We start from the raw sequence: 16,567 nt of genomic DNA, 5'->3' as shown, positions 1-16,567 counted from the left end.
CATTCTGTCATAAAGGATAAATACTTGGTTCTTCTTAAGGGAATTTGCTGGCTTTAAGCGTTCTTTACCTGCTAGATAATGATAATACTGGTTTAAATTATCATTTTTAATTCTATCTTTAATGTCAGTAAGCAGCGCAGGTTGAATTTATTTTATTCATCAATAACTTGACCATCATAAATAATGGCTAACCAAACTTCATTATCAACAATAATATCAGAAAATCGTTTTGGATTAATCAAAATATCATAATTATTTTCTTTACGTACTGGCACTAAAGGAACTTGGCTATTATTTGATAATTTAAATTCAATAGGCTCTCCTATTTCTAATCCATCTGGAAGCGTAAAATGAGTTTTTGACCGAAAAATCTTAGTATCTGAAATACCATGGCTAGTACACAGTTCAATATCCTGATGAAAATAAGATATTGTTTTTGCTTCAGCTATCAAAATAGCCGCTGCATTCATCAATTTAATATGTTCTTGAGAACAAATTGAGAAATTATTTTTACTATTTTCCAGTAAGGGAAGCCTTTTGCGGGTTTCATTAAGAGTATATTTTGCTCGTTTAAGCATTCGCATCGTATATTCATATAAAACTGAGCTTTCTTTCTGAAAAGCCAACGTCCATGCTAAAAAGAGAGTGGCTATCATAGGCAAGACTGCCGCAATAACTCCAAGGCCAATTGCAGTAGTTACTACTTTTGTTCGTCACATTCCTTTATCTTCAATAGTAATGTTGTATGCTTAACTCCAAAACTCTCGTACACTTACACCATAACTAATTAAATAAAATTTAATTGATAATAAAGAATATTATAGAAGAACTTCACTGCATCTGAAAAAAATAAGGTTATTATTAATCTTTAAAGTTAGATGCCTTTCTTCTAAGCATCTCTTAAGAATCTTTGTAAATCTTCTTCGGTTGGTAACTCGTTTTCTTTTTTCTCTTGACTTGCATTAACTAAATCATCTATTTCTTTTGATGGCTTAGGTTCAAAAAAATGACCTACAATAGAGCGTTTTCTCGGTCTACCATAATCTTTATCTGATGGAACTATAAATGCTTCTTCTGCCTTAGTTGATTGAATAGCTTCCTTTTCTTCTTGCCTTAATTCGCTGTCTGGTTTATCTAGTTGCCAAACTTTTTCATTAACTTCTTTTAATTTAATTAAACTATCAAAAGCAGTCTGCTTAATAGACGTCATAAGAGTACAACGCGGATTGCTAATAATCTCACCTAAGATAAATTTAGGGGGATTTGAGAGAATATTTGTGGTTGGAAGCCGCTTAACTTTAATTGCTGCAATTACATTTTCTATAGCTACTTCTTCAGCAATAATTTCATAAGATCGTAATCGACTTTGAATATAGGTATAAATTTTTTCATTGGACCGTATTGCCATGGGCAAAAAAGATTTAGCATGTTCATGTACGTCATAAAGTTTATCTGGAACTAAAAGATACACCCAAGTTTCAGAATCAACCTTGCTTTCATCTTCATTAAGCGCCAGTGGATACATGACTGCTGTACGAAATTTTTTGGTTCCACAAATAATATTCTTTTCAACAGCAATAACCGGTGAGTCTAAAACATCGTTTCCTGAAGACAGAGGACGAATAGTTAACTCTTTATTAGCAATGCTGTTATCAACTAAATCCTTATCTTTTAATCCAAATAATTGTAAAGGGTCTCTTGAATCGCCCCGATACATAACGATGGGCCCTTTATTTTGAGAAAGATTTTTTTGATAATGAGGAGAATCTTTAGTAAGTTGAAATGGGGGATGGTAAGGAAGATTCATATTTAATCGGTCATGTAATTCTTTATATAGTTTGTCTAGTGGGCTGCCTCCCTGATGCATATCATGACCATTTTCAAAATTTAACTCAAATTGTTTAAATACAATTGCATAAAGCTCTAGCATATAGGGTTGGTCAGAATTATCTGCATTTCCATCAAAAAGTATAAGACTATTTTCCTCTTCATCTAAATCATTGACTAACATTTCCAGAAATGCGTGCGTACTTTCTATTTCTTTAGTAAAAGATATTTCTTTATCCACTAGTGACTTATGGTAAATTTTCAGCAAATCTCTAAGATCGCCTAAAGTAAATTTATTAATAGCGCTATTTTCATTTTTTAAGATAGTCATAATCCAATCTTAATTTAAAAATTATAATACCTATAAGTATAGTTAATTTAAGTTACTAAAATTGGCTTATTGATGCCCAAAATATACTAAGGTAAAGATTAATATAATTTTATGTCTATTTTAAAATTAAAATCTGATTAAATTTTAATCTAAAATATCAAAGAATTAAGCACGTTTACTTTAAGTATTTATTTTACACTTATATTTTGGAAAATTATTGACCAAATAAAAATTGAATGGCATAATTTCTGCTATTGAATTTAGTCTTATTATTACAATGCCGCGGATTTGCTTTCAACATATGATGATAATGCGCTGCCTGGACACTGTTGTCGAGGTTGGTGCGGTATTATTTGTAAAAAAGCGCTAAACAATATAAACCACATTCCAATACCAGTGTTCAGGAGTTTAAACGGGCCCTTGATCAAAGAGTCTAATTAAAGCGCTTATTTTCACTAAACATTTGATAAACCAAATTTGGATTAATTATATGTTTAGGCAGACAATAAGGTTTATATCATGGGTAAAAGCAAAATAGATGTCTCTTCATTGAGTATATTTTCCAAATCATTACGTAACGAACAGCACAAAAAAAGACAATTAACGCGGGAATTTTATAATACTATAGAACGCAATCAATCTTCAGAAACCCCTGGAATTTTCATTTATGAAAATCATGATCATAAATTTCCTAAAGAATTTTTGATTGCCAATTTTAAATATTTTAAGAGCCTTGGCATACAAACACTTTTCTGGGAGTTTTCTCAGGTTGAACAACAAGAATTGCTGAATAAATATAATTCCTCTTCACCATCAGCCCGTCCCCCAGCTACATTAGAAATAAATGCAAGAGATAAAGAGCTCTATGCTGATATAATTTATGCAGCACACCAAGCAGGAATTAGAATTGTTGGATTAGATAGTAATGAAGCCAGAAAAAATAGTCATCCTGATCCCTACTATCTTAGACACCCTTCTAAACAAGACTGGGATGATTATTTGAAAGAGCGAGAAGATCGATTTGATAAAAGCGCAGTTGAGATAATTAAAAAAGAGCATAATAACCGGCCTTATCTCTGTTACTTAGGCTTTGGGCATAACCGCGTGCAATCCTTACTTGGGCCTACTTACTCTGCGTTTCTAATTGATGGTGATTACCTTTCTAAATCACAGTCGGATAAAGATTATCTTGATGAACATCGTGGTAATGCTAACATATTTGTATACTCAACTAGTCTAAATAATAATCCGAGTTTATTAAATGTTACAGAATCCCCCGGTTATTCAGATGTTATATTAGATAGTTCTCTTCTTGCTAAAATATAATTTATAAAAAAGTTAACATAAAAAAACGCTAACATTCTCCAATATGGTGAATGTTAGCGTTTTTCATAGCTTTTTATAGTAAAGAAATTAGAGGATAGATTTCTTGTCTAACCTATTTTGTGTAAGTGCAAGGCGCTAGGGGGTTAAGGAGCAGCGTTTAAATGGAATAAATGAGTACCGGAGAAATCTTTGCAACACAGCAATCGCCTAAAATAAACAGCTTAGGTAAGAGGTCTAATAATTTAAGTCAAGTAATTACTTCCTCCAACACCTCACTATCTAAAGCAGCTAACTCTAAACCTGCAATCTCTTGTAAGGACTTACCAGCAATTCCTTGCAGATCACCATACATACCTACCGTTGCTTGCATAACGCGTTCAATTTGCTCATGCCGCTTTGCCCATTGCTTAAGAATAACTTTACGTTCTTTATCTAAGTCAGATTGCATCGCAGAAAAAGCCTCAACAATGGCCTCAACTCGTTGTTTAAACCGAGGCCCTGTTAAATATTGATAAACAAGTTCTGTTTTTGTTTGTTGACCCTCAGACGTTTTACGTACCATAGCAATGTCTAACAATGTTTGCCTTAAAACCATGGCAACAGGAAATGCTGCTCTTGGATGCGTTACCCAAACACCTTCAATTTGTTCAAATGTTTCAACCTGCAGAGGTAAAGCTTGACTTACTATAACGCAAATATCAGCTTTAGCTGCTCGTTGATCATCACGTAATTTGGCTAGCCAATGATCATTCCAATGTTTGGTTCGTTTTGACTCCCATAAAATTGTACCGCAACATGGACCACCTAAAGCAAAGACACGCTGTAAAATATCCCCCCCAAACTCCCCTTTAGGCACAGGCTCAACAATATCAGTGGGAAATTTTGCTTGTAGCATTCTTTCCAACAGTAATTCTTGCACTTCCCCTTGTAGTTGTTGAGAGCCTTGTTCTGCTTTTTGTTTTAATTGCTCTATTTGCTTTTGCATCGCTTGAATAGTTTCTTCTTTTTCTTGCACCTTAAGTTGGAGTGCATCTTCTGCTTCACGCTTCGCTTTTACTCGGATTTCAGCTAAGCCATCTTGAATACTTTTTTCAATGGTTAAATCCATTTCGCGCTTAGCATCTTCTAATTCTCGCTGCTGTCTTAATAATTCTGCTTGTTGTTTTTGTGCAGCGGCTAGCTTCTCGTCACGCATGACTAAAATAGCTTTTAACTCACCTAGCTCCTTAGCTTTGTTTTCTAATTCATTCCCTAAGGCATATTTTGCTTTTTTTGCTTCTTCAGCAGCTATATTTAAGCGCTCTTTTTGCAGCTGCTCTTCAACTTGAGCTTCTATTTGCTCCTTTAACTTTTTTTGTGCCTCTTTTAATTCTGTCTCTCTTTTTCTGTAAAATTCTTCTTTTGTAGCAATTTCCAAATCTTTTTCGGCGAGCTCTAATTGATATTGTTTTTTGATTGACTCCACTAAAGGCGCTGCTAAAGACTCCGTTAACTTGACTTCATTTTTGCAACTTGGGCAATTAATTACCGGCTCTGCCATGAACACTCGCTGCTATACAAAAGAAGTCTATACTAGCTTAATTTTTTTCAGACTTTAAGCCTTATGTAATGAAATTAATTAATTTCAATTGCTTATTAATTTGAAATAAACTCGACTTGCTCTAAAGAAATTTCACCAATACCTGCAACACTCAACGTTACCTCACCTATTTTTGGATCTAAGTTAACGCCATTGACGTTAGCAATAATCAATGTCTTTAATGCAATTTTTTTACTGGCAATGGAACCAATCACATGAATTGAATATTTACCTGCTGGTATACGTAAACCTTGATGATCTAATAAATCCCATTCAAACTCTAAAAAACCTGCTGGTTGTTCATTTAACAAGAGTTTACGTATTAATCTATCAGTACAATCATAAATATATACAATAGCTTTATTAACTTTAGTAACCACTTCAACAAGGATACGACAGGATATTTCTTTATCAATTAATAGATGATCAGAGGCAATAATTACTTTACGTCCTACTAAAGCTGAAGCTTGGAGGATTTGATTAGATTGAAAAGTAGAAGTTAATCGCTTACTAAAATCAGGAATGATATAATTGAGATGATACCAAGTTAGTAAAGCCCACGTCTTATCAATACAAGGCAAAAAAGCTGTTTCATTAGAAAACGCTGAATTGTCTAATTGATTTAAATCGTCATATTTGTAGGAATAACCATCTAAGTCAAACACAAGGTGCTCTCCAATGGTCACTTTGAATTTATAGATGCAATCGCTATGCCAGCTATATTTTTTATTAAATTACTAATTTTTGTATTAAATAGCCTTTATTTAAATAAAAGGGTTTGAAAATGCCATCTCCATGTAAATAGTCTCATTTATTCAGACAAAATATAGTATTATTGACTTATTTGTGTCTTAAGAGCCTTTGTGTGAGTAATTTAATTTTACCTGATAATGCTATTGACTTAATTAAAGACTATTTACTTAAACTACAACAAACGATTTGCGCCACATTAAGCGGATTAGATGGTAAAACATTTAAGGAAGATATCTGGACTAGAGAATTGGGTGGAGGAGGAATTAGTCGCATTTTAGAAAAAGGAAATTTATTTGCAAAAGCAGGTGTTAATTTTTCCCATGTTTTAGGACAGCAATTGCCTCCTAGTGCCAGTGCATCACGTCCAGAACTTGCTGGCCGTTCTTTTAATGCTTTAGGTATATCTATTGTAGTACACCCAGAAAATCCTTATGTACCTACTACTCATGCCAATATTCGATTTTTTGCTGCAGAAAGAGCTGATTTGCCACCTATTTGGTGGTTTGGTGGTGGTTTCGATTTAACACCTTATTATGGGTTTTATGAAGACTGTCGCCATTGGCACTCTGTTGCCAGACAAGCATGTTTACCATTTGGCGAACATCTTCATCCAACTTTCAAAAAATGGTGTGATGATTATTTCTTTTTAAAGCATCGACAAGAAGCCCGTGGAATCGGTGGCTTGTTTTTTGATGACTTTAATGAAATTAGTTTCGAACATAGTTTTGCCTTTATGCGAAGTATTGGCAATCATTTTCTACAAGCTTACGAACCTATAGTTAGGAAACGGAAAGATTTACCGTATGGTGAAAAAGAAAAAGCATTCCAATTATATCGTCGTGGACGTTATGTTGAATTTAATCTAATTTATGACCGAGGTACTTTGTTTGGTTTACAATCAGGAGGACGAACAGAATCCATTTTAATGTCTCTACCCCCTGAGGTACACTGGATTTATAATTGGCAACCTGAAGAAGGGAGCCATGAAGCAAAGCTTTATACAGATTTTTTACCAGTTAAAGACTGGTTAAATGATTAACTTTATAAAGTCGATTTAATACAATAGCAACAATAATATTAGCTAATGCAATGGCTAAAAAGACGTCTTTAATTAAAAACCTAAGCTTAAGCATGAGCATGACCATGAAGCCACCTAAAACCATGGCTAATGCATTATAAATATTATTTGCTGCTATCGTTTGTGCCCGTTGACTTTCAGTACTTATCACTTGTAAATAAGTGTATAACGGTACGACAAACAATCCCCCACAAAATGAAAAAAGAAAAAAATCAATAGTAATGCGCCAATACTTTAAAACCATAAGAAATTGTAATAAATTAATTAAGGGCGCATTGGGTCTTATAGAAGGAGAAGCCAAGTACAAATCTAGGGCAAAAATTGATAAAAATAACATTGCTATAGGCACATATCGTAAGGTAATTTGGCCTGCTAAAAATTTGATAATAGCGAGAGACCCTGCTGCAATACCAATTGAAAATATTCCTAAAAACATAGCAAATACGGTAGTATCAGCGCGCAAAATATAATGGGTATAATCCGGTAATTTAGTTAAAACAACAGCGCCTATAAACCAAAACCAAGAAATTAGTAATATAACAGGGTAGATACGTTTATTATTTATTACCTTTTTAAGCATCTTGATTGTTGAATGCCAAATATTTAAGTCGATTTTAGTTAAGTTTAACTGAGCAGGTGGTGCAGGAAGAATAAAAAAACTAGCTACAAGACCACTGAAGGAAGCTAAATTAATTAATAAAATAGCATGAGTAACATGGTTCTTATTTCCTATAGATAAAGTACCTAAAATAGTACCAGTTAGAATAGCTAAAAAAGTACTCGCTTCAATAAAGCCTGTGGCACTTAATAATTGCGACCTGGGCAAATGATCAGGCAATATTGCATATTTAATAGGGCCAAAAAACGTAGAGTGAATACCAAGCCCAGCTAGAGTCAGCAACATAAAAGGAATACTACCCTTTAGCAAAGAAATACTGCCTATTACCATTAGAATAACTTCGGTAAATTTAATTACCCGCGTTAAAAATGCTTTATCATAGGTATCTGCTAATTGACCAGCAATAGCTGAAAATAAAAAGAATGGTAAAGTAAATAAAATAGCAGCAATTGATTGATAATGCTCAGAATTAGCTTGTGAGGTGCTTAAATGATAACTAATTAATGTTAACATTGCTAATTTGAAAACATTATCGTTGAATGCCCCAAAAAACTGAGTAAGAAATAAAGGTAAAAAAGATCGACTACTTAATAAATGCATTGGTCTATTATTTTAGTTTTAAATTAATTTATTGATCATACATTTAACTATTAGCTTATATAGTAAGAGAGTTAAATCGAAGCGCCCGTTCACTTAAAGAAGCAATGAGTTTTTCAATATTATGCTGGTGTGGCTCCGTTTGATTAATTATTGCCTCAACTCTTTGTTGACAATATTCCTTTACTTCCTTATCAGGTAATATATAAAAAGTTTTTTTCTCTAATTCATAAAGGATATATTGGGCCACGTCCTCTGCAGGCCTACTTCGCTCAATTAAATCTTTTAGCATTTCATGCAGCTTATTATCATTTAGAGGTGTTGAATTAACTAATAATTGGGTGTTTGTAAAAGAAGGGCAAACAACAGAAACATCTACAGGCTTATTTAAACGCTTTAAATCAAAATAAATCGATTCGGAAAGTGCAATAACCGCATGCTTTGACATAGCGTAAGCTGCCATTTGTGAGCCACTACATAATCCATAAAAACTAGACATATTAATGATATGTGATCGATGATTTTGGTTGAACATAATAGGTAAAAAAGCTTGAATAGCATAAATAATGCCATATAGATTAACATCCATTACTTTACGAATATGCTCATTAGTAAGCTCCCATACAGGCTCAAGATGACCACAAATGCCTGCATTATTAAATACCCAATCAATTCGCTCAAATCGCTCAATAGTTTGCTTAGCTAAATGCTTAAGATTTTCAGGCTTTGTTACATCACAAGTTACACCCAAAATTTCTGCTTCAGCTTGAACACTTAACTGTTCAACTCGATCACATAAAGTTGATATGTCATTATCTGCCATTACTACATTCATACCTCTTTGTAGGCAATGTTGAGTTAATGCCAAACCAATACCATTTGCCGCGCCAGTTATAACAGCGACACGTCTAGCAGTTTTCATAAATGCTGCTCCCACTGGTGATGGCTAAGATTGAATATAACATGACTAGAGCTCATATATTTTGAATTTGAAAGTGTACTTAGCCGTTTTATACATTATCCTGTATACCGAATACAAAACCAAGTAATTTATAAAAAACAGGTAGACCAGCTTAATTTAAGCCAGCTGGCTTACTGTAGTGAATATGCCTTGTTATTTATTTGGCGAATAATTATCTATTCATGCTTTGGTAGCAAGAATTTTTCAACTAGCATGCCTAATAATCTAATGAAACATCTAGATTATTTAGCTTAGCTAAACGCAATAATTAATAGATCTAATTATTCATGAATAACAGTCACATCTTGTGCTTTATATCCTTTTGGTCCTTTATCAACGATATAAGAAACAAGATCGTTTTCATGCAACGTCTTAAAGCCCGTGCCATTAATATCTTTGTAATGAATGAAGATATCATCACCATTTTGATTGACAATAAATCCAAATCCCTTTTTTTCATTGAACCATTTAACATGGCCAGTCTCTCTTTGCGACATTCGCTATCCCCTTTCGTCTGAAGCTTGTAATCGAAAATCTAACCACTAAGTATTTAACAGCTAAATTTAAACTACTCCTTTATTATTAGCTCTAATTAGGAGAAAATTCAATTTAAAATAAATACCTAACAATGCTAAAAATTACTAGCATTAAGATTAGCATAGCACTTTTTTGTTGATTGTTAAGATTTTTTATAACTTAGGAGAATTTTATTTTGACTAATCAGGTACAAACGACTCAAAATTATACGAAAGAAACTTTTATTGAACTTGCCTTAAGCTGTAACGTATTGAAATTTGGTAACTTTACCTTAAAATCTGGTCGTCAAAGCCCCTATTTTTTTAATGCTGGCTTATTTTATCATGGGCAGCCTTTAAAACAACTTGGTCAATTTTATGCAAAAACCCTTGTGGAACATAATATAAACTGCTCACATTTATTTGGGCCAGCCTATAAAGGCTTACCATTAGCAACTGCAACAAGTATTGCCTTAGCAGATTATGGTATTAATGCCACTGTAACCTTTAATCGCAAAGAGGCAAAGGCACACGGGGAAGGAGGAATCCTTATCGGTGCGCCTCTAACTGGCGATACGATTATTATTGACGATGTTATTACAGCCGGAACTGCCTTTCGAGAAGCACAAACGTTAATTAAAGAAAATGGTGGATCTTTAACAACTGTCATTATTGCACTTGATCGCTGTGAACGTGGTTTAACTGAACAATCAGCAATTAGTGAAATACGAAAGCAAGGCATTCAAGTATTATCAATTATTGATATACATGATTTAATGGCATATTTAGAAAATAAGCAATTAAATGAAGAGTTAAAACAACTTCAGCATTATCAACAGCTGTATGGTGCTTAAATACTATTGACATCCTTTGCTTTTTTTCATGATATTGCTACGTGGCAAATGTACAGCAGCCTGGGTGAAACGAAATGAAACCCGGGTTCCGGCCCTTTGGGCCTGCACCCAGGCTACTTAAATCTAAGCAAAATGCAGTCCGACGAATTATGAATAAGCTACATGCCTTATGGCTGTAATTGTTGGGCTGCACTTCGTTTAGCCCAATCTACGTTTGGTTTCTCTTTTTTCTGGATAGAAGTCAATTAGTAACTAGCTATATCAATTGTTTTTAATTTATGATTGATATGCTTTCCGCCTCGTTGAACAGTTATTGTAATCTCTTCACCTACTTTGATATCGGTAAGTAAATTATAAAAAGTATCATAATTAGGAATTGGATGACCATTGACAGCGGTAATAATATCGCCTAGATGAATTCTACCGTCAACATCTCTGAAAGTGCCCCGTAATTTAGCTGTAGCAGCAGGTGAATGCGGTAAAATATCTAAAATTAAAATACCTTTTTTAATACCAAAGTGCTTTGCAATGCTAGGCTCGACTCGACGAATGCCAATACCTGCTAAAACTACTCGTCCATTTTTTATTAATTGTGGAACAATACGCTCTACATCATCAGAGGGAACAGCGAAGCCAATACCTGCTGAAGCCCCTGAATTAGAATAAATAGCCGTATTAAGCCCTATTAAGCGGCCTTTGCTATCAAGAAGAGGCCCACCTGAATTTCCCGGATTAATAGAGGCATCTGTTTGAATCATTTCACGGATAGTAACACCACCGGCACCTGGAACTTGTCGACCTAAAGCGGAAATAACGCCGATAGTTAAGCTATGATCCAAACCAAAAGGGTTACCAATCGCTATTACTTTTTGGCCTACTAATAAATTACGGCTATGAATAATTTCAAAAGGCGTCACATTTTTTAGTAAATTTAATGCCTTAGTTGAAGATATCGCAAGAACAGCAAGATCTTTACGTGGTTCAGCACCTATCACTTTAGCAGGAACGGTAACATTACCAATTGTAACGGCAAGATCATCAGCACCTTTAATGACATGATAATTCGTAACAATATGCCCCTGCTTATCCCAGATAATACCCGAACCAGCCCCGGCAGGAACATGCATTTTGGTATAAGCATGTCGGACAGTCGCTAATCGATGAACTGAAACTACTTTGGATGAAAATTTTTGAAAAATTTCTACGGTATTTTTTTCATAATTTAAAAGATCATCTTGGGTGCTTGCTATTGAAATACTAGCAAAAAAACTTATAAAAAAAATGGCTAAAATAGCTCTAAAATTTTTTCTCATCTTCAACTCCATAATACGGCGGCTCAATATTTTATTTAAAATCTCACTTAACAATATATGGCTTATATATGTTAAAAAAAGGTTAAAAGTGCTGCAATACCCTTTAGAATTTTTGATTTTATTATTGAAGTTTTAGGCGGCATTAATTAACTATAAATAATATTTATTGAGATAAGGAAGAGATTATGCCCGAATTTATTATAAATTGGTAGAAAAAAATCCACGATTAACATAAATTAACCGTGAATTTATTGAGAATTACATATTAAATGAGAAATTAGCTGTATAACCCAGTGGCATTTTATCATTTTCTTGTTTATTTTTTCTATCAAATCCCGGGCTACCAACTTCATCTTGACCATTAATTAGGGCTTCTAAAGCGGCAATATTTTGCCTTTTTAATAGTTCTTGTTTTGCTACATTTGATGAAGCATTCCTCGTTAAACGAAAGCTTTTAGCTAAAAATTCAATGGGGGCCGTAATTAAAGACTTAAATGTTTGTGTTGTTGAATCAATAAGTGTTTTAGTAATATTTTCAGTATTATCAGTATGGCGTAGGAAGATTTTTTCTAGCAGAGCAGAATGTTGCTGATAGACAGCATCCATATGCTCATTTCGCTTTTTTTCTTGTTCTAGAATATAATCTTGTAATTCTTTATTAGAATTCCATAAATTAGAACGGCGCGTTTGTAATTGTTTAATTTCTATATCATAGGTTTTAAGTTGATTATCAATTTCCTGTCTCAACTTGTCACAAACTATTTTACGATCAGGCGAACTATTTCCCGTAACGATTGCGTTTGACTCTTTAACGATTGCTTGAGCATATCGTTCAATAAGGGCTGATTTTTTCTTTAAAATTTCCTCAATCTTTTGATCAAGGTATTGTATTGCTTCCTTATTTTCACCTAAAACTTGATAATAAGCATTATAACGTTTGTAGCTTAACATTTCGTGGCGTAATTTCTCTAACTCTGTCGTTTCCTGGGTTAAAGCCTTGGCTTGCGCAAGATCATTTAACCGCTTATCCCGGCTTGCTAATAGACGGTGTATAAAAGCTGTAATAGTACTGACTACCCCAAAAACTGCCGCACAAATAACTGCTATAGCTATTGGCCCCATAGCCAACCTCCTTAATGCAGATGTATTAATTGAGAGTGAATATCAATGGAAAAATAACGACTGAAAGCTTCAAATGAGTCAACCTTTGGCCACTGATCTGCTTCATCACACATTCTAAGCATTTCAGCCTCAAAGATCTGAGAATAATTGGATTGAAGAAACGGTTTAATTTCTGATAAATCTTTAAAATTTTTAACAACCACAGTAGCATTTTCAGCTAAATTAGAAACAGTTACTTTTTCTAAAATACTCGTTAAATCTCGTTGCTCTTCTACAGTGGTTCTCATCCACTTTAATAAAACAGAACGAGGTTTAACGCGTATTAATTGTTTACCTTGAGACATGGAGTTTTCCATCAAAACAATATGTGAGTGCAGCTCAAATTTGAAACAACAGAGGAAATCTAAGAAACTACTTTCAATCTCATTATGTGCAGTGTCGCCTAGCCAACGGCTAATTTCATGATGAAACATAAATTTAAAATGACGCTCTATTTCATTTAATGTTTCTTCATCACTATTTTGTTTTTTAATAACATAAGCTGTGTTATCAACACTTAACAAATGTGGATCAGGTAATTCAATATCAGGTAATTGTGAAGCTAGAAATGATGAAAATACATAGGTAGGCTTGAGAATAATAACTTCCCACTCACTTAATTGCATGACGTTCTCCTTGATTTTTATTTGTCTCATCCTGAGTACACCTAAAAAACTAAATCCTACGTCTACAAATTTAAAATCTTCCATAATCCTTCTATATAGAAGAATTTAAGATTAAACTTAGCTTATGTTAATAGCAATAGGGTTTGGTAATTTTTTTTAAATTTTTTTAATTAATTTATATAATTTGCCAAAATTTGATCTAAAAAAACTATAAAAGAGCAAACTACTTAGCTTATTTATTTCTATTGCTAATATAATAAATTCTCCATCACTATCATTAGGTTTTTTATCAAAACATATTGAATAAAACTTGACATGATTTAAGTTATCGTTATCCTTGCTTTTTTTACTTCTTATAGTTGTTATGCGGCTTCTTAAAAAATTTGCTGTGATTTTACTAGGTTTTATCTTATTACTTAGCTTTTTCTTTTGGCTCATAACTAGTGCGGTTAGCCCAACGATATTTAAAGATTTTGTAACACTTAAAATAAAAACTTATACACAACAACCTTGTGAAATTGAAGGCAATATAAGCTGGCAATTATTCCCAAGGCCTAGTATTAAAATAGCATCTATTCGTATTGGTAACAGAGAGTTACAAAGTCCTTACCAAATAAAGTTAAGACAACTGTTTTTTAATTTAAAGCTATCAACATTATTACAAGGTAAAATTATATTTGATGAAATTAAAATTACTGATTTAATAGCAGACATCAATTCTAACTATAAACCCCCACTTGTAAAAGCTTCTAACATAGCTTCACACTCTCTTTTAGAAAAGAACATCGAAGAAAAATTTGCACTAGAAAGACTATTAATTACTAATGGAAAGATAAGAACTAGAATTAATAATCAGCTACTAACTCTAAATTCTTTACAGTTAAGGCTTGAACAAATCAATTTAGAGCAGAATTTATTTCCTTTTCAAATCAAAGCTCATATAAATTATGATCTTAAACAACAGCCTATCAGCGCACAGCTCCAATTCAAAGGTGACGCAAACTTAGCTATTGATTCACTTAATCAACTTGAAACAGCGCTAAAGTCCACTCTACTTCGCGGGCAACTTCTTATTCAGAACTTAAAAATTGGACGCTTTAAAATCAATCAAATAGGTGCAAACACGAGCTTTAAACAGGCCACTCTTTCTCTAAATCCGCTTACTCTAAAATTTTACCAAGGCGAAGCCATAGGCGACTTAAATTTTAATTTTTTATCCAAAATATTAAAACTAAATCAAACAGCAACAGGTATAAATGCTGCTCGCCTAACATTGGCTTTATTTAATCAAGCGTTTATAAAAGGTAAATTAGATTTTTCACTTCATAGCCAATCAAACTTTATTAATCAGGACTGGTTAAATACAATAATGGGCAATGGCAATATTAGTCTTCATGACGGTACGCTTGCCTTTTTTGATTTAGATAGCATTGTTAAAAAATTAAGTATTAAAATTAGTAATGCCCAAGAAAAAAAGGAGCCTAAGTTAGACTTAGACCAAGAATCTCAAGATCATCTATTACATTCTAAGGGCCCAACCTCACTCAAACTCATGGCAATTCAATACCGCCTTGCCCAAAAAATGTTATTTAGTGATACCCTGTTATTGCAGACAGATATGTTGCAATTAAAAGGGAAAGGTGAAATGAACTTAACTAATTACAGTTTAATTAGTCATCTTTTAGCAACGTTAATAGTTGATGACAGCAATTTAAACAATATTCAAGAATTGCTGGGCGGAGGATTTCCCTTAATAATCCATGGCACTTTAACTCAGCCAGTCATTTTACCTGATTTAAAAAAGATAAACGCAAGTTTAGCTAAAGTTTGGATTAGGGAGACTTTTGCTAAGCCTGTATTGAAAATAAAAGAGCAACTAGTTACATTTTTTTATCATTAATTATGGAAAACAACTCAATCTATCAACATTTTAGCGAACCTTTACTACAATGGTTTGACCAATATGGACGTAAAAACTTGCCTTGGCAACATCCTAGATCAGCCTATCAAGTGTGGATTTCTGAAATAATGTTACAACAAACGCAAGTTCAAACTGTTATACCTTATTTTGAACGATTTATGACAAGTTTCCCAACCATCAATCATTTGGCAAACGCAACTGAGGATGCCGTTTTAGCGCATTGGTCAGGATTAGGATATTATAGTCGTGCGAGAAATCTTCATAAAACTGCAAAAATTATTGCTGAAAAATATGTAGGTCAATTTCCTAATAATCTTAATCAGCTTCTAGATTTACCTGGTATTGGACCTTCTACAGCGGCTGCTATTGCATCCCTTGCTTTTAATCAAGCAACTGCTATTTTAGATGGCAATGTAAAAAGAGTCTTGACTCGATATTTTATGATTGATGGTTGGCCTGAGCAAAATGATGTGAAAAAAAAACTATGGCAGCTTACTAATCAATGCATGCCAAAACAGCGCTGCGCCGATTATACACAAGCCATCATGGATTTAGGAGCGACTTGTTGTACTATTAGAAAACCTGCTTGTATTCGCTGTCCAGTTCAAACAACTTGCCTTGCCCATTTACATCAAAAAGAAGAACTATACCCAGTTAAGAAAATTAAAAAGCCACTGCCAATAAGAAAGCAATATTTTTTCTTATTATACTCTGCTAATCATAAAATTTATCTAGAAAAGCGACCTCCAACGGGCCTGTGGGGAGGTCTTTGGTGTTTACCTACTTGTGATTTGGAAATTGAACCTTTTGACTATTTAAGTTGTTATCAAGTGAATGAAACAACGATACAACCATTGTTAGAATTTAGACATACTTTTAGCCACTTTCATTTAGATATAATTCCGCTCGCACTTAAAGCATCCTCGGTATCTGATACTATTGCAGAGAGTACAGGCAAATGGTTTCAAGTAAGTCAATTAAAAGAAATAGGCTTAGCTAAACCTATCAATAAGATAATCCATAATTTTTTAGACCTAAAGCAAAAAGATATAGTCTGGTAATTTCCTGTTTAACTAAGAAAAGTAGCCTAAAAACAGGCTACATTT

At 33.5% G+C, this 16,567-nt stretch carries 15 protein-coding genes; 5 read left to right on the top strand and 10 right to left on the bottom strand.

From position 1 onward, the window contains the following. Nucleotides 1–152: 152 nt before the first annotated feature. Entirely contained in the window at nucleotides 153–656 is a 504-nt protein-coding gene (locus DYH30_RS06690; protein ID WP_115330906.1) for an EAL domain-containing protein, read from the bottom strand. A 233-nt stretch (nucleotides 657–889) separates the two neighbouring features. Then, nucleotides 890–2,158, bottom strand: a complete 1,269-nt coding sequence (locus DYH30_RS06685; RefSeq protein ID WP_115330905.1) for a hypothetical protein — start codon at nucleotides 2,156–2,158, stop codon at nucleotides 890–892. A gap of 519 nt (nucleotides 2,159–2,677) precedes the next feature. On the opposite strand from DYH30_RS06685, the gene DYH30_RS06680 reads away from it, so the two are divergent. Next, the gene (locus tag DYH30_RS06680) at nucleotides 2,678–3,484 is read left to right on the top strand and encodes a TraB/GumN family protein (protein ID WP_115330904.1); all 807 of its coding nucleotides are present in this window, start codon (nucleotides 2,678–2,680) and stop codon (nucleotides 3,482–3,484) included. A 247-nt stretch (nucleotides 3,485–3,731) separates the two neighbouring features. On the opposite strand, the gene DYH30_RS06675 is transcribed toward DYH30_RS06680, so the two are convergent. Continuing rightward, nucleotides 3,732–5,024, bottom strand: coding sequence for a DUF2130 domain-containing protein (locus tag DYH30_RS06675; RefSeq protein ID WP_115330903.1), 1,293 nt, complete (start codon nucleotides 5,022–5,024; stop codon nucleotides 3,732–3,734). A gap of 95 nt (nucleotides 5,025–5,119) precedes the next feature. Beyond that, entirely contained in the window at nucleotides 5,120–5,728 is a 609-nt protein-coding gene (locus DYH30_RS06670; RefSeq protein WP_160116167.1) for an FLgD tudor-like domain-containing protein, read from the bottom strand. 200 nt (nucleotides 5,729–5,928) lie between these two features. Here DYH30_RS06670 and hemF point away from each other — a divergent pair, with 200 nt between their 5' ends. Continuing rightward, nucleotides 5,929–6,855, top strand: coding sequence for an oxygen-dependent coproporphyrinogen oxidase (hemF, locus tag DYH30_RS06665; protein ID WP_242604645.1), 927 nt, complete (start codon nucleotides 5,929–5,931; stop codon nucleotides 6,853–6,855). On the opposite strand, the gene DYH30_RS06660 is transcribed toward hemF, so the two are convergent. From DYH30_RS06660 to DYH30_RS06650, 3 genes are all read right to left on the bottom strand, one after another. After that, nucleotides 6,833–8,113, bottom strand: a complete 1,281-nt coding sequence (locus DYH30_RS06660; protein WP_115330900.1) for an MFS transporter — start codon at nucleotides 8,111–8,113, stop codon at nucleotides 6,833–6,835. The two genes, hemF and DYH30_RS06660, sit on opposite strands and share 23 nt — an antisense overlap. Nucleotides 8,114–8,168: 55 nt before the next feature. Continuing rightward, complete coding sequence (locus DYH30_RS06655) at nucleotides 8,169–9,032, bottom strand: SDR family NAD(P)-dependent oxidoreductase (protein WP_115330899.1); 864 nt, start codon at nucleotides 9,030–9,032, stop codon at nucleotides 8,169–8,171. Nucleotides 9,033–9,352: 320 nt separating this feature from the next. Then, nucleotides 9,353–9,568, bottom strand: a complete 216-nt coding sequence (locus tag DYH30_RS06650) for a cold-shock protein (RefSeq protein WP_115330898.1) — start codon at nucleotides 9,566–9,568, stop codon at nucleotides 9,353–9,355. 215 nt (nucleotides 9,569–9,783) lie between these two features. Here DYH30_RS06650 and pyrE point away from each other — a divergent pair, with 215 nt between their 5' ends. Next, nucleotides 9,784–10,440, top strand: a complete 657-nt coding sequence (gene pyrE / locus DYH30_RS06645) for an orotate phosphoribosyltransferase (RefSeq protein ID WP_115330897.1) — start codon at nucleotides 9,784–9,786, stop codon at nucleotides 10,438–10,440. Between the two features lie 245 nt (nucleotides 10,441–10,685). Here pyrE and DYH30_RS06640 read toward each other — a convergent pair whose 3' ends face one another. From DYH30_RS06640 to DYH30_RS06630, 3 genes are all read right to left on the bottom strand, one after another. Beyond that, entirely contained in the window at nucleotides 10,686–11,753 is a 1,068-nt protein-coding gene (locus DYH30_RS06640) for a S1C family serine protease (RefSeq protein WP_423202806.1), read from the bottom strand. Nucleotides 11,754–12,011: 258 nt separating this feature from the next. Further along, a complete protein-coding gene (locus tag DYH30_RS06635) occupies nucleotides 12,012–12,875 on the bottom strand; it encodes a hypothetical protein (RefSeq protein WP_115330895.1) in 864 nt (287 codons plus the stop codon). 11 nt (nucleotides 12,876–12,886) lie between these two features. Beyond that, the gene (locus DYH30_RS06630) at nucleotides 12,887–13,540 is read right to left on the bottom strand and encodes a hypothetical protein (protein WP_115330894.1); all 654 of its coding nucleotides are present in this window, start codon (nucleotides 13,538–13,540) and stop codon (nucleotides 12,887–12,889) included. 364 nt (nucleotides 13,541–13,904) lie between these two features. Between DYH30_RS06630 and DYH30_RS06625 the strand changes: the two genes are divergently transcribed. Continuing rightward, nucleotides 13,905–15,440, top strand: a complete 1,536-nt coding sequence (locus DYH30_RS06625) for an AsmA family protein (protein ID WP_115330893.1) — start codon at nucleotides 13,905–13,907, stop codon at nucleotides 15,438–15,440. Between the two features lie 2 nt (nucleotides 15,441–15,442). After that, the gene (mutY, locus tag DYH30_RS06620) at nucleotides 15,443–16,522 is read left to right on the top strand and encodes an A/G-specific adenine glycosylase (protein WP_115330892.1); all 1,080 of its coding nucleotides are present in this window, start codon (nucleotides 15,443–15,445) and stop codon (nucleotides 16,520–16,522) included. Nucleotides 16,523–16,567: the final 45 nt, after the last annotated feature.

The organism is Legionella busanensis (assembly GCF_900461525.1).
Lineage (GTDB): Bacteria > Pseudomonadota > Gammaproteobacteria > Legionellales > Legionellaceae > Legionella_C > Legionella_C busanensis.
This window is presented reverse-complemented; position numbering and strand designations above follow the sequence as displayed.

Bases quoted from the DNA above. Each gene is read 5' to 3' on its own strand.
- DYH30_RS06630 (WP_115330894.1), bottom strand. From the start codon at position 13,540: ATGCAATTAAGTGAGTGGGAAGTTATTATTCTCAAGCCTACCTATGTA.
- DYH30_RS06655 (WP_115330899.1), bottom strand. From the start codon at position 9,032: ATGAAAACTGCTAGACGTGTCGCTGTTATAACTGGCGCGGCAAATGGT.
- DYH30_RS06640 (WP_423202806.1), bottom strand. From the start codon at position 11,753: ATGAGAAAAAATTTTAGAGCTATTTTAGCCATTTTTTTTATAAGTTTT.
- DYH30_RS06650 (WP_115330898.1), bottom strand. From the start codon at position 9,568: ATGTCGCAAAGAGAGACTGGCCATGTTAAATGGTTCAATGAAAAAAAG.
- DYH30_RS06635 (WP_115330895.1), bottom strand. From the start codon at position 12,875: ATGGGGCCAATAGCTATAGCAGTTATTTGTGCGGCAGTTTTTGGGGTA.
- DYH30_RS06685 (WP_115330905.1), bottom strand. From the start codon at position 2,158: ATGACTATCTTAAAAAATGAAAATAGCGCTATTAATAAATTTACTTTA.
- DYH30_RS06680 (WP_115330904.1), top strand. From the start codon at position 2,678: ATGGGTAAAAGCAAAATAGATGTCTCTTCATTGAGTATATTTTCCAAA.
- DYH30_RS06660 (WP_115330900.1), bottom strand. From the start codon at position 8,113: ATGCATTTATTAAGTAGTCGATCTTTTTTACCTTTATTTCTTACTCAG.
- DYH30_RS06690 (WP_115330906.1), bottom strand. From the start codon at position 656: ATGATAGCCACTCTCTTTTTAGCATGGACGTTGGCTTTTCAGAAAGAA.
- DYH30_RS06675 (WP_115330903.1), bottom strand. From the start codon at position 5,024: ATGGCAGAGCCGGTAATTAATTGCCCAAGTTGCAAAAATGAAGTCAAG.
- mutY (WP_115330892.1), top strand. From the start codon at position 15,443: ATGGAAAACAACTCAATCTATCAACATTTTAGCGAACCTTTACTACAA.
- DYH30_RS06625 (WP_115330893.1), top strand. From the start codon at position 13,905: ATGCGGCTTCTTAAAAAATTTGCTGTGATTTTACTAGGTTTTATCTTA.